General features: G+C 41.3%; 27 protein-coding genes. 19 read left to right on the top strand and 8 right to left on the bottom strand.

Annotated features, from left to right (window positions below; all coding sequences use genetic code 11):
- Positions 1-77: 77 nt before the first annotated feature.
- The 5 genes from ACIQ0C_RS19825 to ACIQ0C_RS19805 all read left to right on the top strand — a co-directional run bounded on the left by ACIQ0C_RS19825 (position 78) and on the right by ACIQ0C_RS19805 (position 4,157).
- On the top strand, positions 78-833 hold the full coding sequence (locus ACIQ0C_RS19825) for an AAA family ATPase (RefSeq protein WP_403063085.1): 756 nt from the start codon (positions 78-80) through the stop codon (positions 831-833).
- A 193-nt stretch (positions 834-1,026) separates the two neighbouring features.
- Positions 1,027-1,407 (top strand): GntR family transcriptional regulator, encoded by a 381-nt coding sequence (locus ACIQ0C_RS19820; RefSeq protein ID WP_403063082.1) that lies wholly within the window; start codon positions 1,027-1,029, stop codon positions 1,405-1,407.
- Complete coding sequence (locus ACIQ0C_RS19815) at positions 1,404-2,090, top strand: ABC transporter ATP-binding protein (RefSeq protein ID WP_057279131.1); 687 nt, start codon at positions 1,404-1,406, stop codon at positions 2,088-2,090. The genes ACIQ0C_RS19820 and ACIQ0C_RS19815 overlap by 4 nt, the downstream gene beginning before the upstream one ends.
- Positions 2,087-2,920, top strand: a complete 834-nt coding sequence (locus ACIQ0C_RS19810) for a hypothetical protein (protein WP_403063079.1) — start codon at positions 2,087-2,089, stop codon at positions 2,918-2,920. Before ACIQ0C_RS19815 ends, ACIQ0C_RS19810 begins: the two co-directional genes overlap by 4 nt.
- A gap of 28 nt (positions 2,921-2,948) precedes the next feature.
- Positions 2,949-4,157, top strand: coding sequence for a hypothetical protein (locus ACIQ0C_RS19805; protein ID WP_403063076.1), 1,209 nt, complete (start codon positions 2,949-2,951; stop codon positions 4,155-4,157).
- A 67-nt stretch (positions 4,158-4,224) separates the two neighbouring features.
- Here the strand turns inward: ACIQ0C_RS19805 and ACIQ0C_RS19800 are convergent, their stop codons facing one another.
- Both ACIQ0C_RS19800 and ACIQ0C_RS19795 read right to left on the bottom strand, forming a co-directional pair.
- The gene (locus tag ACIQ0C_RS19800) at positions 4,225-5,424 is read right to left on the bottom strand and encodes an MFS transporter (RefSeq protein ID WP_403063073.1); all 1,200 of its coding nucleotides are present in this window, start codon (positions 5,422-5,424) and stop codon (positions 4,225-4,227) included.
- Positions 5,425-5,436: 12 nt separating this feature from the next.
- Positions 5,437-5,856 (bottom strand): MarR family winged helix-turn-helix transcriptional regulator, encoded by a 420-nt coding sequence (locus ACIQ0C_RS19795; RefSeq protein WP_048686687.1) that lies wholly within the window; start codon positions 5,854-5,856, stop codon positions 5,437-5,439.
- Between the two features lie 234 nt (positions 5,857-6,090).
- Between ACIQ0C_RS19795 and ACIQ0C_RS19790 the strand changes: the two genes are divergently transcribed.
- Complete coding sequence (locus ACIQ0C_RS19790) at positions 6,091-6,420, top strand: hypothetical protein (protein WP_403063070.1); 330 nt, start codon at positions 6,091-6,093, stop codon at positions 6,418-6,420.
- Positions 6,421-6,509: 89 nt separating this feature from the next.
- Here the strand turns inward: ACIQ0C_RS19790 and ACIQ0C_RS19785 are convergent, their stop codons facing one another.
- The gene (locus ACIQ0C_RS19785; RefSeq protein ID WP_403063067.1) at positions 6,510-7,154 is read right to left on the bottom strand and encodes a DUF6944 family repetitive protein; all 645 of its coding nucleotides are present in this window, start codon (positions 7,152-7,154) and stop codon (positions 6,510-6,512) included.
- Positions 7,155-7,288: 134 nt separating this feature from the next.
- On the opposite strand from ACIQ0C_RS19785, the gene ACIQ0C_RS19780 reads away from it, so the two are divergent.
- The 8 genes from ACIQ0C_RS19780 to ACIQ0C_RS19745 all read left to right on the top strand — a co-directional run bounded on the left by ACIQ0C_RS19780 (position 7,289) and on the right by ACIQ0C_RS19745 (position 15,829).
- Positions 7,289-7,771, top strand: a complete 483-nt coding sequence (locus ACIQ0C_RS19780; protein WP_403063064.1) for a DUF4306 domain-containing protein — start codon at positions 7,289-7,291, stop codon at positions 7,769-7,771.
- 214 nt (positions 7,772-7,985) lie between these two features.
- Positions 7,986-8,633 (top strand): pentapeptide repeat-containing protein, encoded by a 648-nt coding sequence (locus tag ACIQ0C_RS19775; protein ID WP_258832223.1) that lies wholly within the window; start codon positions 7,986-7,988, stop codon positions 8,631-8,633.
- 171 nt (positions 8,634-8,804) lie between these two features.
- A complete protein-coding gene (locus ACIQ0C_RS19770; protein WP_403063060.1) occupies positions 8,805-9,509 on the top strand; it encodes a VOC family protein in 705 nt (234 codons plus the stop codon).
- Positions 9,510-9,715: 206 nt separating this feature from the next.
- On the top strand, positions 9,716-10,996 hold the full coding sequence (locus ACIQ0C_RS19765; RefSeq protein ID WP_403063057.1) for a M20 family metallopeptidase: 1,281 nt from the start codon (positions 9,716-9,718) through the stop codon (positions 10,994-10,996).
- Positions 10,997-11,321: 325 nt separating this feature from the next.
- On the top strand, positions 11,322-11,780 hold the full coding sequence (locus ACIQ0C_RS19760) for an alpha/beta fold hydrolase (protein ID WP_403063054.1): 459 nt from the start codon (positions 11,322-11,324) through the stop codon (positions 11,778-11,780).
- Between the two features lie 200 nt (positions 11,781-11,980).
- Positions 11,981-12,295: a thioredoxin family protein gene (locus ACIQ0C_RS19755; protein WP_034310732.1), complete on the top strand. Its 315-nt coding sequence runs from the start codon at positions 11,981-11,983 to the stop codon at positions 12,293-12,295.
- A 175-nt stretch (positions 12,296-12,470) separates the two neighbouring features.
- Positions 12,471-12,977, top strand: coding sequence for an Rrf2 family transcriptional regulator (locus ACIQ0C_RS19750; RefSeq protein ID WP_402840474.1), 507 nt, complete (start codon positions 12,471-12,473; stop codon positions 12,975-12,977).
- A 2-nt stretch (positions 12,978-12,979) separates the two neighbouring features.
- Entirely contained in the window at positions 12,980-15,829 is a 2,850-nt protein-coding gene (locus ACIQ0C_RS19745; RefSeq protein ID WP_403063275.1) for a YhgE/Pip family protein, read from the top strand.
- Between the two features lie 44 nt (positions 15,830-15,873).
- On the opposite strand, the gene ACIQ0C_RS19740 is transcribed toward ACIQ0C_RS19745, so the two are convergent.
- The 4 genes from ACIQ0C_RS19740 to ACIQ0C_RS19725 form a co-directional block, all read right to left on the bottom strand.
- Positions 15,874-16,245, bottom strand: coding sequence for an ArsR/SmtB family transcription factor (locus ACIQ0C_RS19740; RefSeq protein WP_403063051.1), 372 nt, complete (start codon positions 16,243-16,245; stop codon positions 15,874-15,876).
- The gene (locus ACIQ0C_RS19735) at positions 16,246-16,668 is read right to left on the bottom strand and encodes an SRPBCC family protein (RefSeq protein WP_403063048.1); all 423 of its coding nucleotides are present in this window, start codon (positions 16,666-16,668) and stop codon (positions 16,246-16,248) included. It lies immediately after the preceding gene.
- A 125-nt stretch (positions 16,669-16,793) separates the two neighbouring features.
- Positions 16,794-17,237, bottom strand: a complete 444-nt coding sequence (locus ACIQ0C_RS19730; protein ID WP_403063045.1) for a DUF6376 family protein — start codon at positions 17,235-17,237, stop codon at positions 16,794-16,796.
- Positions 17,238-17,273: 36 nt separating this feature from the next.
- Positions 17,274-17,879: a protein kinase family protein gene (locus ACIQ0C_RS19725; protein ID WP_101224808.1), complete on the bottom strand. Its 606-nt coding sequence runs from the start codon at positions 17,877-17,879 to the stop codon at positions 17,274-17,276.
- 590 nt (positions 17,880-18,469) lie between these two features.
- On the opposite strand from ACIQ0C_RS19725, the gene ACIQ0C_RS19720 reads away from it, so the two are divergent.
- Positions 18,470-21,568 (top strand): SH3 domain-containing protein, encoded by a 3,099-nt coding sequence (locus ACIQ0C_RS19720; protein ID WP_403063042.1) that lies wholly within the window; start codon positions 18,470-18,472, stop codon positions 21,566-21,568.
- A 44-nt stretch (positions 21,569-21,612) separates the two neighbouring features.
- Here ACIQ0C_RS19720 and ACIQ0C_RS19715 read toward each other — a convergent pair whose 3' ends face one another.
- Positions 21,613-22,047 carry an Rrf2 family transcriptional regulator gene (locus ACIQ0C_RS19715; protein ID WP_403063039.1) on the bottom strand — a complete coding sequence of 145 codons (435 nt, stop codon included), beginning with the start codon at positions 22,045-22,047 and terminating at the stop codon, positions 21,613-21,615.
- Positions 22,048-22,360: 313 nt separating this feature from the next.
- Here ACIQ0C_RS19715 and ACIQ0C_RS19710 point away from each other — a divergent pair, with 313 nt between their 5' ends.
- The 4 genes from ACIQ0C_RS19710 to galU all read left to right on the top strand — a co-directional run bounded on the left by ACIQ0C_RS19710 (position 22,361) and on the right by galU (position 25,671).
- Entirely contained in the window at positions 22,361-23,050 is a 690-nt protein-coding gene (locus ACIQ0C_RS19710; RefSeq protein WP_403063036.1) for a DsbA family protein, read from the top strand.
- A gap of 2 nt (positions 23,051-23,052) precedes the next feature.
- Positions 23,053-23,463: a disulfide oxidoreductase gene (locus ACIQ0C_RS19705; protein ID WP_402840451.1), complete on the top strand. Its 411-nt coding sequence runs from the start codon at positions 23,053-23,055 to the stop codon at positions 23,461-23,463.
- Positions 23,464-23,731: 268 nt separating this feature from the next.
- On the top strand, positions 23,732-24,373 hold the full coding sequence (locus ACIQ0C_RS19700) for an NAD(P)-dependent oxidoreductase (protein ID WP_402840448.1): 642 nt from the start codon (positions 23,732-23,734) through the stop codon (positions 24,371-24,373).
- Positions 24,374-24,783: 410 nt separating this feature from the next.
- Complete coding sequence (galU, locus tag ACIQ0C_RS19695; RefSeq protein ID WP_402840445.1) at positions 24,784-25,671, top strand: UTP--glucose-1-phosphate uridylyltransferase GalU; 888 nt, start codon at positions 24,784-24,786, stop codon at positions 25,669-25,671.
- Positions 25,672-25,685: the final 14 nt, after the last annotated feature.

Raw genomic sequence — 25,685 nt, 5'->3', positions numbered from 1 at the left:
ACAATCAATGGCGTCTTGGAACTTATATGGAATGGAAGAAGGACGCTCAAAACATTTTCTACAGAAGGTGATAACAAATGAAGCTAGATTATGATTCACAGTATATCAGGGGCATCTACCTCAATAGAGACCGAATATCTTCGTATGAACATTTCCCTCTTGATCTTCCGGTTATCAGGCACCTTCAGGAAGTGGCTTTTCATCCCAGTGTTACCTATGTCATCGGGGAAAATGGAATGGGAAAGTCCACCTTGCTTGAAGGCATTGCGATTGCGTATGGCTTCAATCCAGAAGGCGGAACGTTGAATTTCAATTTTTCCAATTATGATTCACACTCCAATTTGGACGAATACCTCCGTTTGAAAAAAGGCGTATACAAACCGAAGGATCATTTTTTCTTTAGGGCGGAAACCTTTTATAATTTAGCAACGAATATAGAGGAATTGGACAGGGAAACATCGTATGGGTCGAAAATCATCGATTCCTTCGGTGGAAAATCACTCCACCAGCAATCTCATGGGGAATCATTTTTTTCTGCTTTTGTAGAACGATTTCAAGGCGATGGATTGTATATCCTCGATGAGCCTGAAGCTGCTTTATCGCCATTGAGACAAATATCGATGCTGGCCAGGATAAATGAGCTTGTTCAACAAGGTTCCCAATTCATCATTTCCACCCATTCCCCGATCATCATGGCCTATCCGGATGCTAAAATCCTCCAAATTTCAGATGAGGGAATGAGTGAGGTAAAGTTAGAGGAGTCCAATCACTATTTGTTAATGAAACAGTTTTTTGAAGATAAAGATCGGCTGCTTCATCATCTATTTCAATGAGATTTTAGCATAATCCATGAAAAGCAACTAAGGAAAAACCCCGTCTGCCCTGCGCATACGGGGTTTTCATTTTTTTGGAATTCCTTGTTGACAGCTTAGGTGTATTACGGGTATAGTACATCTATAAGGTGTATGAACCACTTAGTACATACACGTATATCAGGCTTTTTTTAATAAATAGGGGGTGGTTTTAATGAACGTAAATACCCGGGAACCGGTATATCTGCAAGTCGTTAGGCATTTTAAAGAACAAATAGCCATTGGCAAATTCGTGGCGGGGCAGGAAATTCCCTCTCGAAGAGAACTGGCGGCTTCACTCAATATAAATCCCAATACCGCTCAAAAAGCGTATAAAGAAATGGAGGAACAGGGCTTGATTCATACAGAACGAAATTTCCCCAGTCAAATCACGACGAATGAAACGATACTACAGGCTGTAAGGCAGGAATTGATTTTGGCAGCCGTCGATACGTTTGTCGATGCGATTCGTCCGATTAATGTACCGGTTGATGAACTGCTTCGTGTGGTTAAAGAAAAATACTCGGAAGAAATAAGGGAGGAGGAAGAACAATGATAGAAGTAAAAAAGATCTCCAAGAATTATGGACGGAAAAAGATCTTGGATGATGTTTCATTTACAGCCAATAAAGGAGAAGTCACTTGTCTGATCGGGATAAATGGTGTCGGTAAAACGACTACACTCAAAGCGATCATGGGATTGACGCCATATAAAGGTGAAATCCTGATCGATGATCAAAAGATGACAAAGGACAGTTATGAAAAAATTACCTTCATTCCGGACGCACCGACCATGCTTCCGCAAATGACCATTAAACAGGCCATGGTTTTCATGTCGGATTTCTATACGTCCTGGAATCCGGAAAGAGCTAACCAACTAATGGGGTTTTTCAAGCTTAAAGAGGAGAATCGCATTTCGGAATTGTCAAAAGGGAATACAGCTAAGCTCAACCTGATGCTTGGTCTGTCCCTTGACGTGGATTATGTACTGATGGACGAACCATTTTCTGGAATCGATATGTTTAGCCGTGAGCAAATTGCCGATGTCTTTGCGAGCCACCTAATTGAAGATAGGGGAGTCATCATCACGACCCATGAAATCGGTGATATTGAACATTTGATTGATAAGGTCATTTTATTGGATAACGGTTCAGTGCTTAAAGAGTTCAATACAGAAGAAATGCGGGAAGAGGAAGGAAAATCGGTAGTCGATGTAATGAGAGAGGTGTATCAATCATGATGCGATATATAAAACTAGTGAACTTTGAAATCAACCGTTTCAGTAAAATCTATCTTAGCTTATTGTTGATCACCTTGGTTTCGCAATTTGCAGGAGTATTCATGGTAACGAAGGATTATCTTGACGGAGCTAAGAAAACCATGTCGGAAGAAAAACTATCCGAAGCTGCATTTGTTACGAATTATGGTGGCATTGATTTTACCTATATCGCCAATTCCCTCTGGTTTCAAGGACCGATTGCGCTGAGTGCGGTTGCCCTTATTTTTTACATTTTCCTTATTTGGTATCGTGATTGGTTTGGAAAGAATACGTTCATTTATCGCCTTTTGATGTTACCGACATCAAGATTATCGATCTACCTTTCAAAAGCGACGGCCATCTTCCTGATGGTATTAGGGTTGATTGCTTTCCAGATCATCATTTTACCTATGGAAAATGGCCTATTTAATTCAAACGTGCCGGAAGCGTTCTTGAACATGGAAATGTCCACTTCCACCATAGCGGCAGCCAATATGGTATTGATGTTGATCATCCCAAGCACGTTCACGCAATTCCTACTTTCCTATGGCATCGGTCTTATGATCATGTCGATATTATTCACGGCGATCATGTTTGAAAGAAGTTTCCGCATAAAAGGGATCATTTTGGGCTTGATCTATTGCGGAATCTCTGCTGTGGTGTTTTTAGCTCCATTTTTCGTAATGGAGATTGGGAATTTCTATTTTTACCCTAATGAATTATTTGGTCTGCAGCTCGCATTAGGGATCATTTTGACAGGACTATCAGTTTGGCTTGGTGCTTGGTTATTGAAAAAACGCGTTACCGTATAACAACAACTAATAAAGGAGAGTGAACAAGGTGAAACGTTATTTATGCAGCATCATTATTGGAATGGTTGTCATCTTAAGCATCGGGACCTATTATGTCAAAGTAGCTTCCTCCGCTTCCAGCCTTCCAAAGTATACGTTCAAGACACTGGAAGGCAGCGATAAAGAGCTTGATCCGGTGATCATAAATGCTTCGCTTCAAAATAGCAGTAATTTTTATGAACCATTAACAATTGAATCCAATACAACGACATATGCCAGCGAAAGGTCTTACTTGGAGAACTTAACTGGAAGACAAGGTCATGAAATTGAAACATTGGTAAAAGAACATCGTTCGTTTATGCGTGGCAAAGATTCCATTAGTTCTTTATATGAAGACGATGATTTTCTTGCTTACGCTTGGGTGAATAGCGAATATACAAAGAGCGGGAATATGGAAGCAAAGTTTGATATCGGTTTACTGGAGAAGAAGGACGAAGAGGAAACTTCATTCCAAATCGAGCTTCCGAATCAAGGGAGAATCATGAATGCTGATGTCAGGGATGTGCAGTTGGTCCATTCAAAACTACAGGTTTTAACGATGAATGATGTGAATTCCAACAATGAGAAGCAAACGAAAGAAGTTCATCTGTATACGATCGATGTAGCCAATAAAAAAGTCTTGAGCGATAAAACCCTTATAACTGAAACCTTTACTGACCCAGAACAAGTTGATTTTGAGATGCCAATCGATGTTGCTCCCTCCATGCCAAACAACATGGTATTAATCTCGTTAATTAAAGGGGTAAATCATGAGGATGGCTTTGAGGAAAAACTAAAAGAAAGCAAGCTTATATCTTATAATTATGAAACGGAAAAATTAGAAACGGTAAAAAAAGGATCGCTGAGCCTGGACATGGCTAGATCAGGATATTCAGACGGAAAAAACCTTTATGCAGTTGAAATGAAATCAGGTAAATATCGCATTAAAACGTTTGACCTCAGCAGTCAAACGATAACGAATGACACGGAGCTGGATATAGCTGCTAATAAAGAAGAGCAATATACCGCTGCCTTTAAGAACGGGCGTGTGTACTTCCTATTGAACGAAATGAATCAAGAGGGGAAAACAAACAAGCCTGCCAAACTTTTGATTGCAGATATAAAGACCGGAAAGACTTTATATAAAGGTGAAACAGTCATGAATAAAAAGGACAGCAAAAGTTTTGGACTTTTTATTCATGACTTGGAAATAAAATAATGACCTACTATCTATCAAAATCTTAAATGAAAAAAGGGATATCCCCTAATGGGATATCCCTTTTTATTTAAATGGAAGCCAAGTTCGTTCTGGCTGTACGTTCCTTCTTGCCGTGCAAGAAGTAGTAAAGGACGGAGGTTAAGATGACCAAAACGCCCAAGATGACATAAAGTGTGCTGTAACCTGTTACCGGAATGATGAATCCCAGAATATAAGGGCCGAATCCAAGTCCTGCATCAAGCATGATAAAGAAGGTGGATGTTGCCATCCCCATTCGGTGAGGCGGTGTCAGATTAACGGCAATCGCCTGCGAGCTTGATTGCATATTACCGAATCCGAGGCCAATGAGGAAACCAGCTGCCAGTAAAGTGAAACTATTGGTTGTCATACTTAGAAGCAGCAAGCCGACTCCGAAAATAATGAAAGCCGGATACATAATGAAATTCGATCCTTTCCGGTCCATCAATGGTCCGGAGAAAGGACGTGATAACAATACGGCTACTGCGTAAACGACAAAGAAGAAGCTTGCCGTATTGACCAGATCAATTTCAATGGCATAAAAACTGATGAAAGAAAGGACACTGGAATAACAGAATGCCAATAATAGAGTGATGATTGAAATGGGCAGTGCCTTAGGTTCAATGAAATTGGAAAGCTTGAATCCTTTGCTTTCCGTAACTTTAGCCGTCACTTTTAATGCCGGGACATACAGGAAGAATGCTGTAATCAGGGAGATCACCCCTAAAGCCAGGCAGAAACTGAAAATGACTTGGAAGCTTGTATGTTGAGCCATAAACAGACCGATGAAAGGACCGATTGCTGTCGCAAGTGTTGCGCTCATGCTGTAATAGCCGATGCCTTCTCCCTTTCGTGTCGCCGGAATGATCTGGGCAACGATCGTGCCTGTCGCAGTACTTGCCATCCCCATTGCCATCCCATGGATCAGGCGGTTAACAAGCAGGAAGCCGATTCCAAGGTCGACAAAATAAAGAATTGTTGTCAAAGTGAAAAAGATCAAACCTATGAATAACGTTTTCTTGCGGCCGATTGAATCAATGAAACGGCCAATGAACAGGCGTCCGATTAACGTCCCGATAATAAAAATCCCCGATATGAGTCCGGCTTCGCTTGTAGAAGCATCCAATTCATTAACAGCATAGATGGCAAGTGTCACCATCAGTAAATAAAAGATTAATGTTATGAAAAAATTGATGGACGAAACGATGACAAAGTCCTTCGTCCACAGTCTGGTTCTGGATTGATCCATGTTATTATCTCCTTACTTTATAATGTTATTTCTAATTTCGCCCATGATGCGTATGGCTGCGAGTTGTTCCTCTTCCGTGATCCCTTTCAAGATCTCCTGTTCATATTGATCGATTGTCACGCGGACTTCGCTGTAGACCTTTTTGCCAAGCTCCGTAAGCCGCATTCTTTTTTCACGTTTATCTTTGCTTGGCACATGCTCGACATACCCCAACTCTTCCAAGCGGGCAATGGTCCTCGTAATCGTGGGTTTTTCCACGCTTTGGTAATTGGCAAGCTCTACAAGCGTCGCCGAACCATAATTGTTCAAGTAATACAAAATGGACCATTGCGCCCTGTGTAAATCATGCTTGTTCAGCTGGATATTAAGATTATTTTCAAACGGCCGGTACAACAGTAATAATTGCTGAAAGAATTTTTGGAAAGTCTTTATCAGAAACACCCCTTATATCAATATATAGTTATCGTGAGTAATTGTTACCCTGAGTAACTATAATAGCAAAACAAATGCATTCTGTCCACTCGGATTTGTTTTGTTTAGTTAAATCAGGTTTTTAGTTAAAATGAATGGGAATATAGGAATAGGAGATGATGTGAAGCATGAATAAATCTATGATCGCGTTGATTGCAGCAGCAATGCTAACTGCCTGCAATAATGACAAAGCGGATGAAAACGGAAAAATCTGTCCAAACAACGGATGAGAATCAAACCCAAACCGAAAATGAACAACAAAAACAACCCACGCAAACAGAAACTCAAACAAGTCCTAAACATGAGAAGTGGTCTTCTTTGCCCGAATATGACAAAATCACCGAGCAAATCGGCAACGAAAACTATACTTTCAATAAGGAAACGGATAACGATGGCAAACGAGTCTTCCTTATTGAACTTAATGGTGAAAAACAATATAAAACCGTTTTCGTCAAAAATACCAATCGCTTGAAAATTATCAAAATAAATGGCGGCGGAGAGATTTATAACGGAATCATAAAATAAGTGGACACTGCGTAAGTGTTGTATTGCCTTTTTTATTCTGCTGTATATTTCGAAGATCCCGATCGGATGAAGGTCGAACTCGTGGCCCCTTAACAATAGTTGGCATAGCTATAATGGCGGTTATGTCGATCTTTCCCTCTCTCAGGTTCGGGTTCTGGGCCAAGTGAAAAGGCCTCGATCAATATAAATGCACCGAAAACCTGGGTCCAGCTGCCTAGTAAAAGAATATGTTCTCCCATCCGTACTTTTTCATTTAAAATGAAAATATTTCCCACGGATTCCAAAAATGAACCGGCTGAAATGAGGCCATTTCCCTTGATCTCAAAAGAGCGTGAAATGGTCTCCTCAGTCAGCGATGCCCCGAATGCTTCAATTGCGGCGCCCAGGCCTTGGATTCCACTGCCGAGTGCATCGGTTCTAATGCCCTCCTCCACTGAACCACTCAACTGCATACCTATTCCAACTGCATCTGCGATATTGCCAATGGCCTCAAGCCAAGAACCGAATATGAAATAGGTTTCCGTACGTTCATTTTCCGGATTCAGCATTTTCGAACGGCCGATTGCTTGCAGCGAATTTCCAACGGCTTCAATGCCATTCCCTTTGAGGACGAGATCTTTTCCGAGGTCAGTGCTCGTTAAAGTTTGCCGGGTTTGCCCGATTGCACCTACAAGTGTACCGATGCCGAGTAACCATGCTCCTGAAATAAGGAGGTCTTCTCCATGAGTGATCATATCTCAAACGCTCCTTAAAAGTGGTTAGATTATATTATTCAGGAAACAGTGTTTGTTTACATATTGCTTTATCACTTTGGGCTCCGGTTGAATATTACCCATTTATTGGTATAATGACAGCTGGAGGGATGATATTGACTTTTAACAATTTTTTGCAAATGATTATCGCTGCACTTTTCTTTATGGTTTTTACGTTTTTTACCTGGTATGAAGGAAGTGAAATTCTTGATAGACCTTGGGAATGGAAGTATTCCACGTATTTCACACACGTAAATGATGAACAAGCGATAGATGCAGTTGATATTTCGAATTTCGATCATTTCGTGTATGCCGCAAAATTCAAACCGTTATTTCCATTTCTTATGGCCCTATCCGCATCGTACATCATCATGCTTACGGGATATATCCTGTTTAAAAGAAGGATTAAAAAGATGGCTCTATTCTTGTTGGGATTTGGTGTCCTTTTTCTGTTTTCAAGTGGTTTTGTATCCAATTCCCCGACTGTTGGAGGAAATATCTTTCAGGCATTTTTTCTGATAGGCGGAATGATGGCTATAATGGGTGCGGCTCTCTATTATTACCGGATGCCAACAGGATTCAATACGTTCATGAAGTAAGCAAGCTGCCGATGAGGCAGCATTTTTTGTGCAAAATGTTGACACAAAATAACGAAAAATAATAGTCATTTTCGCGAAATTCTTAGATTGAACTTCACTGAAATGTAGTTTATAGTTAAGTCGAAATTTAGTAGACCAGTTGCTATAATACCGGCGATGAACCCTATCGATTGGATAAACCAGTGATTGAAGAATAAAGCGAAAAGGTGATAATATGTCAGGCAAAATCAAAATTGAACAGCCAAAGATCCCCCAAGACTTAACACAAGCGAACTTTCAGGAAATATATTATCAAGATGAGCCTTATCTTGAGTCCTGTATCATAACCAACTGCACGATCGATAGAGAAAAAATGGATAAAATCGTATTATCACAGGTTGTTTTTAAAAATGTGACATTCAGTGATGTATCATTCAGGAATATCGAGCTGACGGATGTCATCTTTGATCATTGCGATTTAACGAATGCCGATTTCATGGGCGGCTCGATTCATCGTGTGGAATTCAAAGAGTCCAAACTTTTAGGCATTAACCTGTCTGACGCAAGCTTAGGGAATGTCTTCTTTGAGAATTGCAACCTGAATTTAAGTGCCTTTGGTTATTCCAGTTTAAAGCAAGTGAGGTTCGATCATTGCTCATTGGAAAGTGCTGATTATTATGAGTGTAAATTCATTAAAGTGAAGTTCGAAACATGCAGGTTAAATGAAGTGAACTTTTCCCGGACACCGCTCAAAGGAATTGATATTAGCAGTTCTACATTTCAAAGGATTACCGTATCCCCGGAAGATTTAAAAGGATGCGAAGTTTCCCCGGACCAAGCGATAGTCTTTGCAGCCATGCTTGGACTGAAAATTAAAGAGTGAACCTTTCAATAAGGCTGAAACGAGGGACCACCGATTTTGGCGGTCCTTTTTAAGTTATTTGTGGTGAAAAAAGGCAGAGTGGGTAGAATTATATAGATTATGCAAAGTACGGAATCTTTGCACAAATGTAGTATTTTCTTACAATATTTGTTAAGTGGAGGGGGATTGAATGTGATTATCAATAAGGTCACTTTGTATAGTCAGGCATGGAATGAAATGCGGAATTTTTATGTTGAGGTGTTAGGTTTTGAGCTACTATCGCTAACTGATGATGGTTTTGAAATGAAGGCAGGGGAAAGTGTGCTTGAAATTAAAAAATATCATCAAAAAGAAAAGCCTTTTTACCATTTTGCCATGAACATTCCGACCAATTTATTTTCTTCGGCAAAAGCATGGGCGAAATCAAAAGTGGAATTGACTAGAGAAGAGGATGAAGACGAAGTTTATTTCAGCTTTTTCGACGCACAATCTTTTTATTTTTTAGACCCTTCAGGCAACATTGTCGAGTTCATATCGAGATATTCCGTATCACCCGAATCCGAGGCTGAGTCTTTTTCAGCTCAAAACGTCCTGTGCATCAGTGAAATAAACATTACGACAGATGAAGTCAGGGCTTTGGGAAATAGGTTGATCAGCAATGGCGTGCCTGTAAGGAATGGTGAAGTCATAAGAGAAGATGGGTTGAATTTCATGGGGGAACATGAAGAAGGTTCGTTTTTACTTTTAGGTCCAAGGAAACGGCGTTGGATTTTTTCGGATAAAGAGTCGGAAATCTTTCCGCTTTCGCTAGTCATAAATCAGCAGCTAGATATTTCAGTGGATAGGGAAGGATTTATGAAATTAAAACCAGTCAAGCATAATCAGCCAAATAGTTGAAAGAAATGCTGTTAAGATAACGGAGGTTAGGCATTACCCCTATATATCTTTGGGCCTCATTAAGTTTAACTATAGCATTGAACGAGTAAAATAACATGTATCAAATGTATCCCCACTTTTAGCCTCAGAAATATGATTTAGGAACAGCACATAGAATAGTATAGAAATACTGCGGCTAATGCTGGACATGGAGGGGATGTATTTATATGAGTACCAGAATAATCCGGCAGCTGATAAGGTCAAGGCAACAGGAATTAGTCGAACTTGCTGCTTCATTTATTCGAATTCCATCTGAAAACCCATCGCCCGAGTTTAAGAAGCGGTCAGCAGAAATGGGACGCCATATTAGCCGTTACCTAGCAGCAAAAGGGTTCTTGATTACCGAGCACCGCCGTAGCGAAAATGCGTTGGTTACCGTGGTCTGTGATGCTCCCTTAACCAGGGTACCTGGTCCGCGGCTCCTGTTTTGTGGACATACAGATGTCGTACCTGCTGGCGATTGTTCAGATTGGACCTTCGATCCTTTCTCAGGAGAAGTCAGAGCGGGTATGCTTTTGGGTAGGGGAGCCTCCGATATGAAAGGAGGCTTGGCATCACTGGTTTTTGTGGCTGGACTACTTCAGGAGTTCGCCCCCGCTCTTAATTTGAAAGGTAGCCTAGGAGTTATTGCCTCTCCGGATGAAGAGACTGGCGGCATTGAGGTGGCCTCGCTCCTGGAACAAGGATTGATTAAAGGTGATGCTTGTCTGATTGGTGAACCAACGGACCCCCACCATCCGAATGCCGGCGAAAAGGGCAAGGCATGGATGCAGGTGATCATACCAGGTCAGGCAGATCATGGCAGCCTACAACCGCTTTATGGAATCTCCGCCATACGAAGAGGGGCAGCAGCGGTCGAAGCACTAACCAAGCTATGGGAGCTCAAGGCAACGCCTCCGGCAGAGCCTTGTCAACTTTTGTACAATACTGAGTGGCTCCTATCTCAGTATCCAGGAAATCCCTTATTGTCACAGTTACTTTATCGTCCCTCTTACAATCCAGGTGTAATCCAGGGCGGAACAAATGTGAACGTCGTTGCAGACAAGTGTATCATTAAAGTGGATACCCGGGTTCCATTCGGTATGAAGTCCGAGTTTGTACTTGATGTCGCTAGGAATCTTGTTAGTGCTGTAGCTTCAGGTGCGGTTGTAGAGCCTATAGTACCCTGTACTAACCCGAACTGGACCTTAGAGAATCGTCCAATTGTAAGGGCCATAGAACTGGGAATTCAGCGTGTCCTTGGAATGGAGGAACCCGTCTTCAGCTTACTTTTGCTTGGTTCAAGTGATGCCAGTCACTTCCGGCGCCATGGCATTGACACCGTCCTTTATGGTCCTGGGCTGGAACAAACTATCCATGGGTACGATGAGCGGGTTTCAGTGGAGAACTTAGTGGAATCTGCAGAGATATATGCAGAGACGGCAGTCAAGTATCTTAGGTCATTTTAAATCTATTTTCATTAAACTTTATGCAGGTTAACGATGCAGGGTATACTGCACGTGCTACTGCTAATGTTCTCTTTCAAGGTGTATTTGGCGGTGGTTATTGGTGGGGATATTTATATACTCGATGGTATTAATTCTTTAGCTAAACTAAATATTTATAGTGTGTTTTGATCAACTTTGTTTTAAATTTACATGAAGACCAAAAGCTAAAAAAAGCTTTGGAGCAGAAAAACCGCTTCAGGCTTTTTTCAGTTTTGTGGCCAAAGAGGTTCGTAAGTGACACACCTAACCATGAGGAGCGGACGGATCGAAAAAAGCGCGTTAACGAATGAAAAAACTTAAACAAGACCTGGTTGTACTGCCAAGCCATTTTTTCGGAGAAGAAGCGTTGGTGAAAATAGAAGAAACCGGTACGGATGAGCAAAAAAGGATGGCAAAACTTCTATTTGAGGGGACTATGGTAAAACAGCAAATGGCTGAATTCAGTATAGTCATGGAACCACTCTATTTTTATTCATCAAGGGGAAAAGTAAGAACTGAAGCGGAAAAAGAGATAATGCGAGAGAAGAAATCGAATTTTAATTTGAAAGCGGCTAATGTAGGGGCCAAATTTTTAAAAACATTTAACTTAGTGGACCAGCAAAATCAAATAACGTGCCCAACATTAGTGGCAGGAGGCCGTCACGAATGGATCACTCCTGCAGAGGCATCGATTCTCATCGCCGAAAAGATTCCTGACAGTGAATTGACCATTTTTGAAAAAAAGCTGTCACTATCTTTTCATTGATGAAAATAGGGATTTCATTTCGAGGATTTCCTCTTTCAAATGAGAGATTTGGAATCCAGGAAAAGGCGGCTTCGCGCTAAGCATAACCGGGCAAGCGTTAGATAGTTCAGGATAAACCGTTTGTGCTGTGAAGGAATTAATTATATATTAATCCTTGAGTACATTATGGATTAAAGTATAAAAGCCCGGAGGAGACGATCATGAAAAACATCAATACAGAACAAGAATATCGTGAACAAATCAACCAAGAAGGACTGACGGTCGGGATTTTTACGACTACATGGTGCCCGGACTGCAAGCGTTTAGACATGTTCATCGATGAGATCACTCAAGAACATCAAGACAAACAGTGGTTTACAATCGATCGTGACGAGTTCCCTGAGATTTCTGAAGAGCAAACGGTAATGGGAATTCCATCACTATTAGTATTTAAAAATGGGGAAAAGGTTGCGCACCTGCACAGTGCAAATGCTAAAACTCCCGAAGCGGTCAATGAATTTCTAAAGGACCTATAAAAGATCTTGAAAAGGTGAACCCCGTATGGTGCTGTAATGAGGGGTTCATCTTTTTTTAGGAATTTTTTTCTAGAAATGACTTGATTTCTTAGGTGAAACGGGTTTTAATTATAGATACCAAATATCCATTATGGATATCTGATATCCACATACATATTGAAAGAGGTGAACTGATTTGCAATTAACAAAAGGGGTCGAGCAAGCTATATGCATCATCGTTATACTCTCTACCCAGGATAAAAATGTCCCGCTTTCGTCTAATGAGATCAGCAGGAGATTAGAGGTGTCTCCTTCTTATTTGAAAAAAATCATAAGGAAATTGGTCATAAAGCAGGTAATCACTTCCGTTCCTGGTAATAACGGCGGCCTTACTCTTGCCAAAAGTGTTGATAAGATTAAAAATCTTGAAATTATTGAGGCGATGGAAGGTCCCATTTCGATGTTTCCGGATACAGGACTTATAGAAAAAGCGTTCAAAGATGGAGAGTATGCAGAGAAGGGGATGGACGTCCTTCGCCGGATGTTTTCTCGGGCGGATCAACTTTTAATAGAGTTCTTTTCCAGTCAAACAGTGGCGGATTTGCTTAAAGAAAGCTTTGGCACCACGGACATACCGACTCTTAATTGGAATACCGCGTCATTGAGTGATGTACTGCGTGAAAAGAAAGGTGAAAAGAAGTGAACATGCTTAAACAAGAATGGAAGCTCTTCCTTACAAATCGAAAACTGGTCGGTGTCGCGATCGTTTTACTGTTCGTCCCGATTATTTATGGGGGGTTATTCCTTAGTTCTGCTTGGAATCCATACGGAAATACGGGCAAATTGCCTGTTGCAGTCGTGAATAAGGATGTGAAGGCGGAATATGAGGGAAAAACCTTAACAGTCGGTAATGAGCTAGTCGAGCAGTTAAAGGACAATGATGATTTAGAATGGCATTTCGTAACGGAAAAAGCGGCGAAAAAAGGATTCGATGATGGTACATATTATATGGTCGTTACCATTCCGGAAGACTTTTCAAAAAATGCTTCTACCGTCATGGATGATAAGCCCAAAAAAATGAATTTGACGTATGATGTGAATCCTGGACGCAGTTTCGTTTCTGAAACGGTCGGGAAACAGGCAACGAATAATTTGAAAACGGAAATTGCCGAAAGTGTCACAAAAGAATATGCGGAGGCGATCTTCTCACAACTGGATGAAATCGGAGAAGGATTCGGCGAAGCGGCAGATGGGGCATCAAAGCTGGATGACGGTGCAAAAAAACTGCATGATGGAAACAAAGAAGTGACGGAAAATCTGAATAAGTTAGCTTCGAGCACATTAACTTTTAAAGATGGAGCGAATAAACTTCAAATTGGCGTTGGCGAGTTTTTGGAAGGGGCCAACAAGCTTGAAAGTGGCGCGTCGGAATTGAATAAGGGAATTTCACAATATACTTCCGGTGTCGGTCAGTTGCAAAAGGGTGCGAACGAACTCGCATCAGGCACAGGGGAATTAACTAATAACAGTGAAGCACTTATACAAGGTTCATCCCAACTTTCCACTGGGCTGGCCAAAGTGGTTCCAGGAGCGCAGTCTTTAAATACTGGATTGGCACAAGCGCAAACAGGCAGTGCGAATTTAAATGATGGGTTGAATCAATTATCACAAAATGCAAGCCAGCTGACGGACCAATCGACAGGAATTCCAAAATTGGCAGCAGGTCAGCAGAGTTTAAATGAGGGAATCAATAAACTGGCAGAAGGAAGCCAGGCGTTAAATGACGGCCTGAAAAAAATGGATGGCCAATTGCCCGCAGAAGAACAGCTGAATCAGCTTAAGCAAGGACTGACAAGCATTCAAAGCGGTGTAAATCAATTGCAAGAAGCGGTTCCCGCAGGAAGCAGCACGTCCGGTACCGTATCCGGCATTACCGAAGACCTCAATAACAGTCAAGCGGCCTTAACGGAACTTCAATCAACGATTGCGAATAATGGTCAGAGCACGATCAATGCCGTTCAAAACACGGAAGCCTTCAAAAGCATGACCAGTGAACAGCAATCCGAATTAATCGGAGCCATTCAAAATGAACTTCAAGGCCAGGCGGAAGCACAAAAACGAATCGCATCGACTCTTGCTGCAAGTGTATCCGACTTATCAACACAATTAACGGATAAAGTAATGCCTGTATTGAATGGATTAGGCCAGCTTCCGGAACAAGTGGCCAATTTAAATAATGCGGTGAATAAAGTCAATCCAAACGCCGTTTCAGCGTTAAACGGATATACGGCAATAAGGAACGCACTGAATGAACAATTGATTCCTGGTGCGACCCAATTAAATGGCGGTTTTAATGAAGCTGTAGAAGGCAGCAATCAATTAACGGCGGCAACACAAAGTTTAAATGAACGGACACCAGAATTAGTGAAAGGGATCAACCAGTTAGCACAAGGCGGTTCCTCGTTAAATAATGGCCTTTCAAAACTAACTGAGGGATCTGGTCAGTTGGTTGATGGGGTTTCACAACTGCAAGCAGGTTCATCCTCCTTTGGGAATGGTCTTGAGAAGTACGCATTTGGTGTTAGCCAAGTTGGAGAAGGGGCAAGCAAACTGGCTAATGGGGCCAATCAACTGAATGCCAACTCAGCGGCATTGAACGAGGGCTCATCAGCACTTGTTAAAGGCACGGAACAATTGGCAGGCAACCTGCCTACTTTAAGCAATGGAGTCATCCAGCTTGCTGATGGCGCAGGGAAGATCAATGAAGGTTCATCAGCACTTGCTGAAGGTTCCGGCAAATTGGGTGATGGAATCTCATCACTTAAAGATGGAACGGTCGAGCTTTCGGAAAAACTCAGTGATGGTGCAGAAGAAATAAGTGAAAATAAAACAACCGATGATAATTACAGCATGATTGCTGAACCGACAAAGGTCAAAGAACAAAAAAGCAGTGACGTGCCGAATTATGGTCATGCACTGGCTCCTTATGTATTGTCTCTTGGGTTATTTGTAGGGGCTATTGCCTTCAATATGGGATTCCCGACAGGCTTGCCTTCTACAAGGCCTACATCAGGAGTGGCATGGTGGTTCAGTAAATTTACGGTCCTGTTTATCCAAGCGGCGCTATCTGCATTATTGTTGGATGCAATCATGATATGGGGAATGGATTTACAGGTCGAGAACATGGGGCAATTCATTGGGGTATCCATCCTGACTTCCCTTACGTTCATGTTCATCGTTACCTTCCTGACCGTAGGATTTGGAAATCCAGGTCGTTTATTAGCGATGATATTCCTTGTATTACAGCTAGGTGCAAGCGGAGGAATGTTCCCTGTAGAACTGACCAATAACTTCTTCAGTCATGTTCACCCGTTCATACCAATGACATACTCTGTCATGGGCTTCCGCCAGGCAATGAGTACGAGCCTTGGAGCGGATGCATTGACAGCGAGTATAGTGTTCCTTACTGGATGCATCATTGTCTTTAATCTACTGCTATTGCTAACGATGGTCATCAAGAAGCGCAAAGCATACAATATTGAGATGGATGCATAAACAAATGAGAAAACCCCCGGTGCAATGCGCCGGGGGTTTTCTCATTATAATGGTTCATCCGTGTCCTTTTCTGCTTCGATGACTTTCAATCCATTTTCGCCGGAATTTTCAATCACATGTTTAAGGATGGATAATTTGTTATCCCAGTATTGATCGTAAAAAGAAAGCCACTGTTTCAATTCCGCTAAAGGTTCCGGCTGAAGCCGAAAGCGTTTCTCCCTTCCTACCTTCCGGCCACTGACCAATTCAGCTTCAGAAAGGATATGAAGATGCTTGGCAATCGCTGTACGGCTCATGGAAAAGTGAGAAGTGATTTCTGAAATGGGTAAATCCCCTTCAGCAAGCAATTGCAGGACCTTTCGGCGGGTCGGGTCGGCTATAGCTTGAAATACATCATGTTTTTCTGATGCAGACACTTAGCACTCAACAGCCTTTTTAAGACCTTGATTAACGATCTGCTCCCAGCCATGATTCATTCTATCGCGAATCACTGAGCTTTTTTCGTTCGGTTTCGGAAGAATCGTTTCAGGCTCTTTCCAGCCACCATGAATAAGGGTGAACTCCGTTTTGTCATCCAGTTCTTTTAAAATGAAGGAAATGAACCAACCGTCCGTATCCCAACTGAATGAAAGACGATGAGGAGCATCTAACTCCGTTACCTTACAAGGAGATGGACCGAAGGGTGATTGCACATGGAACTCATGTCCCACTTTCGGTTGAAAATCATTTGGCATGAACCATGAAGCTATGCCCTCTGCAGTCGAAACTGTATCCCAAACTTTTTGGATAGGTGCTTCAAGAATAATTGTCTTCTTGATATCCTGTAATGTATTTTCCATACTGTTTCTCCTTTTTAATTGAAAATATGAAACCAATTGGTTTCGCTTTTTCAATTATATAAAACCTTTTGGTTTCATGTCAATAATTTGTTTCATGCGATTCCTTTTTATTCATTGCAGGACGCTTAATTACCCAACTCTTCAATTTGTTTTGCCAAGTTAGTTATATTATCGATTGATTTCATCATCTCTGAATCATCCAATGCCTTAGGGTCAATTTGGCCCTTTTCAATATTATTCAGATATAATTCAATTCCATCTGAAAGCTGTTGATTTGAGCTGACGATCTTCTCATGGATGCCTTCAGCGATTTGGGGTGGTTCAGTTGCATCGAATTCTTCAATCTCCGTTTTCATCAATTCCAGTTCTTTTTCAAGATTTGCTCTTGCTTCTGCATTCGTGACGGCGTCCTGTGACATTGCGGGCACCTCATTGGCAAAATCCTTAACGGTATTTACATACTCCGTCGCATTATCTGCATACTCCAAGGATGAATTGACTTCTTCTAAAGCTGAGCATCCGCTTAATGTAAGGATGGACAGCAGCGCAAAGGTCATTATTTTTTTCATATGTGTGCCTCCAATGTGATTTTTTTATAGTAAGGATCAGATGGGCAGAAATCTTTTTTTATAAATCGCTGCAATGGAATTCAGTATGAAGCTGGGGATCTTCTTCGGAAAAAATGACTTCGAATAGAAAAGGTGAAAAGCGCTTTTCAAGTCGTGCCACTGATTGCAGGATTTCACTTGCTTAAACCTTGCAACGTCAATGATCTTCACCTTTTTTTCAGAAGTTATGAAGATGTTTCGTAAATGGATATCCGAAGGATTCAATCCCTCTTTCCTTGCCAATTGCAGCGCATGGTCTATCTCCGCAATGTTTTCTTCTGTTATCGGGATTCCCAATGTTAAACATTCAAAAAGAGTGTTGCCTTCAATGTGATCTATAACCAGGTAATTTACCCCCGCATCATATAGGGTTGGATAGTATTCGATGGATTGGACGGTTTTGTATATTTCAGCTTCAACTTTAGCTGTGTGAGTATGATCCGGGAAAAACACTTTTAGCGCCTTATTGGTGGAATGTATTCGGAATACATATGCGCTTCGGCCTTTTCCGATCAGTGATAAAGATGGGTCGGCATCGAGCAATATATGTTTTTTATCATCGGAAATCTTAACGCTTTGAGCTAATTCATTATAGTTCTGCATACTTTTCACCTCTATTGTGCAATTTTTTCGAATCGAAAAAGACGGTATAACCGATTATTGGTTATACCGTCTTTTAAAAAATTAAAAGACCTCACCAAATAATCGGCAAGGTCTTGCAAACAACTAAAATCAGTTGCCAATAAAGCCGAGGATTCCATCCTGTACTGACGACTTTATTGTATAGCTACTCCCCTTAACAGAAGGATTCTTATAAGTTATATACAGTAATTATATAGGTTATTGCCTCGTTCCGTCAAATATAAGGATCGTGTGCTTACCCTTTATATATATTCGGTTTAGGCAGAAAGATGCTCGTCTCATTAGCATTAATTTGAGTGGTAATTAATTATATCAATATATTTTATATTCATCATTTGCTTGGCGTATAAGGTTCATTGCGAATATTTCTATTTAATTACATAAATGTCTATTAGTTTACTATTATGTTACAATCACCTTTATCTCCCTGTAGATCTAAAGGAATATGATATATTTTAGATGAATGAGCATATTTACCTATATTATTATACTGATTTTAACCGATATTTAAATAAATGTTAAAAATATAATTCTTTAGTAGGGAGAATGAGATGAAGAAATTAATTATACCAACTTTCTGTTTTGCAGTGTTGTCTACAGTTGCTTTCGAAGAAAAAATATCTGCAGCTCCACTACATGCGGAACAGGCCAATATTGAAAACGTCATGTTTGTGCAGGTGAATTCCGGATCGCTCAATATGAGAAAAAACGGGACGGAAGGTGCAAGCATAGTTGCAAAGCTGGCAAATGGCACACAGGTCACGGTGTATTCGGAATCCAAAGGCTGGGCGAAGATCAAAGCCAATGGAAAAGAAGGATATGTCAGTACCAAGTATTTATCGGCAACGAAGCCAGGGACTTTAACGAAAACTGCTGTGACCATTAAAACGACAACGAAATATGTGAATGTGAGCACAGGTTCACTTAATATGCGAAAAAGCGGTAGTGATAGTGCAGGCTTAGTCGCGAAGCTGACAAGGGGCACACAGGTGACGGTGTATTCGGAATCCAAAGGCTGGGCAAAGGTCAAGGCCAATGGAAAAGAAGGATATGTCAGTGCCAAGTATCTATCGGCAACGAAGCCAGGAGCGGCAAAAAAAGCTTCGGCGGCCGTTAAAACGACAACAAAATATGTGAATGTGAGCACAGGTTCACTTAATATGCGAAAAAGCGGTAGTGATAGTGCAAGCATAGTCGCAAAGCTGACAAGAGGCACACAGGTCACGGTGTATTCGGAATCCAAAGGCTGGGCGAAAATCAAGGCCAATGGAAAGGATGGATATGTCAGCACGAAGTATCTATCGGCAACGAAGCCTGGAACAGTAACCAAAGCTGAGGCGACAGTTAAAACGACAACGAAATATGTGAATGTGAGCATGGGTTCACTCAATATGCGAAAAAGTGGAAAAGCTACCGCAAGCATAGTTGCCATCCTTTCAAAAGGGACGAAAGTGACGGTGTATTCGGAATCCAATGGCTGGTCGAAAGTCAAAGCCAATGGAAAGGATGGATATGTCAGCAATAAATATCTGTCTGCTTCAAAGCCAGGGTCGGGATCAACGGCAGTCACACCTGCAAAAACGACGACGAAATATGTGAACGTGAACACGGGATCACTCAATATGCGAAAAAGTGGAAAAGCTACCGCAAGCATAGTCGCCATACTTTCAAAAGGAACGAAAGTGACGGTGTATTCGGAATCCAATGGTTGGGCGAAAGTCAAAGCCAATGGAAAAGACGGATATGTCAACACCAAATATCTGTCTGCTTCAAAGCCGGGATCGGGATCGACGGCCACGCCTGAAAAAACGACGACAAAATATGTAAACGTGATCTCTGGAACGCTCAATATGCGAAAAAGCGGATCGGAAAGCGCGAGCGTAGTCGCAAAGCTGTCAAAAGGAACGAAAGTGACGGTCTATTCGGAATCCAAAGGCTGGGCCAAGGTCAAAGCCAATGGAAAAGACGGACATGTCAGCACCAAATATCTATCGACAACAAAACCGGGAACGGGTTCAACGGCAGTCACGCCTGAAAAAACGACGACGAAATATGTAAACGTAAGCTCTGGAACGCTCAATATGCGAAAAAGCGGGTCGGATAGCGCGGGCATAGTCGCAAAGCTGTCAAAAGGAACGGAAGTGACGGTCTATTCGGAATCCAATGGATGGGCGAAAATCAAGGCAAATGGGAAGGATGGGTATGTCAGCACTGACTATCTTTCCACGACAAAGCCTGGAGCGGACTCCAAACCATCCATACCTGAAAAAACGACGATGAAATATGTAAATGTCAGTTCGGGTTCATTGAATATGCGGAATAAACCGTCAGATAATGCTTCCGTCATTGTGAAATTGGCAAGGGGTGTAGAGGTTGAAGTCATCTCGGAATCAAATGGCTGGTCAAAAGTTAAAGCGTATGGCGGAGAAGGTTATGTCAGTACGAAATATCTATCTGCAACGAAGCCTGGTTCTGTACCGGGGCTGAATCCAGATGGAGAAGAAAACACATTAGTTAAATATGTAAGTGTGAATGATGGCTCGAGTCTGAATATGCGGTCTGCAGCATCTGCTTCCGCTTCAATTATAACCAAGCTTGTAAACAATACGGCCGTAACGGTGTATTCAGAGTCTAATGGCTGGTCAAGAGTCACGGCCAATGGAAAAACCGGATATGTCAGTACGCAATATTTAACGGCCAAAGCAGCGGAAGGTCCGGGAAGTTCGAATGGATCGATAATCAGGATCGATAAAGAGTATAATCTTACGATGGAAAAGATGGTTGAAATTCAAATGGCCGTTAATGGTCAAACGGATAAGAAGTATAAGACCTACATACGTGAAGATGGATTATCTTTAATCAATTCAACAAAAGGTACAGTTAAAGGAACCGGATGGCGTGTCAGGGGCGGAGCCGGTTCTAATTATTGGGTAGTCGGTCCTGTCAGCAATAACCAATCATTGAATATTAAATCAAAAGTAAGGGGCTCTGACGGATACTATTGGTATGAGGTGGACTATAACAAGACATGGGTAAATGCCAGTCCGGAAGAAATAGAATATAATCTTAACCCGAATAATTTTGTGAATGATCCAGTAAATTCATTCCAATTCGTCAAGCTCTCCCAAGTCACCAGCATGAACGTTTCTGAAGTGAATAATAGAATCCTTTCAGGTAAAGGGATACTACAAGGCCAAGCTGCAACCTTCACTGCGGCAGGGGAAAAATATGGGGTAAATGAAATCTACCTGATTTCACACGCTTTGCTGGAGACCGGGAATGGCACCTCACCATTAGCGACTGGCGTAAAGGTGAACGGGAAAACGGTCTATAATATGTATGGAGTCGGAGCATTTGACGGAACGGCGCTAAGCAGCGGCGCTCAATACGCCTATAATGCAGGCTGGTTCACTCCGGAAGCGGCCATCATAGGCGGTGCCGAATTCATCGCCAAAGGGTATATCTCTTCTGGACAGGACACGCTTTATAAAATGAGATGGAATCCTACAGCTGCAGAGAAATATGGATATGCAACACACCAGTATGCGACTGATATTGGCTGGGCAACAAAACAAGTGAAACAGATTTATAATTTATATAGTTTATTAGATTCCTATAAATTGACGATAGAGGTTCCTAAGTATAAATAAGGAAACAGGAAAAAACACATGAGCCCGGCTCATGTGTTTTTTTGTTATTTAGTTTTATCCTTTTCCAGAATCCCCTTGACGACATCCTCGATCGTCACCACTCCCAACGCCTTTTCCAAGGCAAGTTCAGCAACTGAAAAGATGGGCTCTATTGTATCTTGTATATTTCTTCCAACAGTGCATGCTGGATTAGGATTTTCATGGATTCCAAATAATTCTTTATCGGAGACAACGTTGACAGCGTGATAAACATCGAGCAAAGCGATATCCGATAATTCCTTGGCCAATGTCGCTCCGGCGATACCCGGCCGAACATTCACTAAACCTGCATTCTTCAGCATGCCGGTGATTTTTCTGATTAAGGCTGGGTTGGTGTTTACACTTTTTGCAATAAAATCGGAAGTGTTAACGCCTTCTTTGTTTATTTCTAAAAGAGATAATATATGGATTCCTACGGAAAAGCGGGTACTGATGGACATCTCTTTTTTCTCTCCTTTAAAATCTCTATTCCTATATAGTATAAATTATTTAACATGTAATTCAAGTGGTTACAAGTTATAATGGCCTGTAAGAATAATATTTATCCATTAAACGTTTCCTTGTCAAGCCACGCCGTTTCTTCAAAGTCAAAAATAAAAGGTATGTGTAATTGACAAACAAGCATGGTGAAACTTATATTATAACGTGTAAATGAATCAGTTACAGGTGAAAGGTACAGGAAGGGGGAACTGAAATCGGCCGCTATGGCTGGATAAGGAATAGCGACACAACTACAAGTGATGGAGGTATATGATGGCTAATAAAAAAAAGGGTAATCAAAAACAATCTTCTGCATTCACGTTTTGGATCATCGGGTTAATCGCTGTAATCATTATTGGCTTTATATTTTTAGCAAATGGGAAAGACGAAGATACCGCCGTTAATGAAATCGATTATAAATCACAACCTTATTTGGGAGAAAAATCGGCTCCTGTCCAAATAGTGGAATTTGGGGATTATAAATGTCCAGTCTGCAAGACATTCGAGGAGCAATTCTTCCCTTCTATACAAAGTGAATTGATTGAAACGGGAAAAGCGCAATTTTATTTCATGAATTATTCGTTCATTAACGTCGATTCAACCAGATCCGCTAAATTCGCGGAAAGTGTTTATCAGGAATTGGGAAATGAGACCTTTTGGAAATTCCATGAGCTTTTGTTCGATAAGCAGCCAGATGACCTGAAATATGAAAAGGAAGATGTCTTTACGGACAAATTCTTAGAAGAAACATTGAAAGAAATCGCAACCGACAAAGATGTGAAAAAGGTCGTTACCTCTTTTAAAGCCGAAAAGTCCGAGGACCAATGGAACAAGGATATGGAGTTGGCCGACGAATTGGGCGTTACTGGAACTCCTTCCTTATTTGTCAATGGCAAGAAGTTTGAAGGAAATACAATCGATGATTTAGTTAAAATGGTTGATGATGCAGCGAAGGAGAAATAGTGATGAACAAGCCACTATTATTTTCTTGGATCCTGTCCATCATCGCCACTGCTGGAAGTCTCTACTTTAGTGAGATTCTCCATTATGTACCCTGTACCTTTTGTTGGTATCAAAGGATCTTGATGTACCCGCTCGTTATCTTATTGGGCCGGGCATTTTATGAACAGGACCTGAAAATCCATCGATACATCCTCCCATTATCGATTTTGGGCATGTTGGTGTCAGGGTATCACTATAGTCTGCAAAAAATTCCTGCACTACAGCATTTCGAAATGTGCCAAAGCGGTGTTCCCTGCTCAGGTGAGTATATAAATTGGCTAGGATTCATCACGATTCCGTTTTTGTCCTTTATCGCCTTTACTCTCATCACAATCTGCATGGCACTGCTAATGAAAAAGAAAATCAGCATGTAATTAAGCGCACCATTCTAAAAGGAATGGTGCTTTTTTATTTATAACGGATGAAAAAATCAGCAATATATCTCCGAAAATTGGATTATATCGACGAAAGTCAGGAAATATCTCCGAAAACTCCGGATATATCTGCGAAATCAGCAATATATCTGCGAAACTTCGCTCTAAATAATATAGTTGACAAAAAGGCAACCTGTAACTTATATTATTACATGTAAGTAATTTAGTTACAACTAATATTTCAAAAACAATATAGGAGGAATTTAAAATGAAAATCGGTATTATTGGTGCGAGCGGAAAAGCTGGAAGTCTGATTTTAAAGGAAGCATTGACTAGGGGACATGAAGTTACGGCCATTGTCAGGGATGAAGCTAAAGTCCAAATTCAAGGAGCATCCGTACTGGAAAAAGACGTATTCGATCTGAAAGCGGAAGATATTAAAGAATTCGATGTGGTAGTGAATGCCTTTGGCGCTGCTCCAGGGAAAGAACATCTGCATGTCGATGCAGGAAAAACCTTGATTGAGGCAATGAAAGGGGCTCCTCAAACGAAACTGATTGTTGTTGGCGGAGCTGGAAGCCTTTTCGTTGACGAGGCAAAAACGATCCGTGTACTGGATACGCCTGAGTTCCCTAAAGAATACTTTGCAACAGCGTATAATCAATCCAAGAACCTTGGAGATCTGCAAAACGCCACGGGCATCCAATGGACGTTCATCAGTCCTTCCGCCTTCTTTGATCCGCAAGGAAATAGAACAGGTCGATATAAATTGGGTAAAGACAATCTGCTTGTAAACTCAAAGGGTGAAAGCTATGTAAGTTATGCCGATTTTGCCCTTGCAGTACTTGATGAAATTGAAAATCCGCAGCACATCAACCAACGCTTTACCGTTGTTGCCGAAGCTGAATAATTTAGTGACGTCTCTCCTCTGGGGTGACGTCTTTTTTTATGATAGTAACTTCTGAAATCGTTTTGCGCAGACTCTCTGTATCATTCATCGCTGAAAGATCAATATGAGGATCAAAGCGGCGCGAACGGTGGGCACCAATAAGGAGGAAGCCGAGCGGAAATTGAAGGGATGAGATGATCAATAGTGCTGAATGGATAAGTCTTTAGATCTATGAGCTGTAATTAAGAAAAATAAGGCCTTTTCCTCAAATGTCAGGGAAAGGCCTTAAATATTATGGATGTGTTTACAAATGAAGGAATTTTTTCTGTTAATATATTTACAAAAAACGAGTCTATGTTACTATGAAAAGGATGATTCAGAAAAAAATGGTTTTTTTTGTTGATTTATCCTAATATGAAGGAGTTACAAATATGAAAAAAGTTAAAAAGGCCATTATACCTGCAGCGGGATTGGGAACTAGATTCTTGCCCGCAACGAAGGCCATGCCTAAAGAAATGCTGCCAATTGTCGATAAACCTACTATTCAATATATTATAGAAGAAGCCGTGAAAGCGGGAATTGAAGATATAATCATTGTCACAGGAAAGAATAAACGAGCGATAGAAGATCATTTTGATAATGCTTACGAACTAGAGAATAACTTGAGTGAAAAAGGGAAATTCGATTTATTGGAGAAGGTGCGATACCCATCCAATTTGGCTAATATCCATTACATTAGGCAAAAAGAACCGAGAGGCCTCGGACATGCTGTTTGGTGTGCTCGTAACTTTATTGGTGATGAGCCATTTGCCGTCCTTTTAGGCGATGATATCGTAGAAAGCGATGTGCCCTCCCTGCGTCAATTAATCAACGAATATGATGCGACAGGTTCGTCCATCATTGGTGTGCAGCCGGTGAATGAGAGCGAAACACATAGATATGGCATCATTGACCCGCTTACGCAAGAGGGCAGAAGATACGAAGTGAACCGTTTCGTCGAAAAACCAAAACAAGGAACGGCACCATCCAACTTAGCCATCATGGGAAGATACATACTGACTCCGGAAATATTCGATTTCCTGGCCAAGCAGGAAACAGGGGCTGGCGGAGAAATCCAGTTAACGGATGCCATCCAAAAACTGAATGAAATCCAAAGTGTCTTTGCTTACGATTTTGAAGGAAAACGCTATGATGTCGGAGTTGTCGATGGCTTTGTGAAAACGACAATTGAATTTGCCCTGCAACGTCCCGATTTAAGAGAAGACATTATAAAAGTAATGGAAAATATCCTCGAACTGCACAAGGCAGTGGACAAATGATCTTTTAATTTAAT

Origin of the sequence: Peribacillus sp. NPDC096448 (genome assembly GCF_044762675.1) — a bacterium.
GTDB lineage: Bacteria > Bacillota > Bacilli > Bacillales > DSM-1321 > Peribacillus > Peribacillus frigoritolerans_B.
Note: the sequence above shows the minus strand (reverse complement) of the source record. Positions and strands in the feature narration are given on the sequence as shown.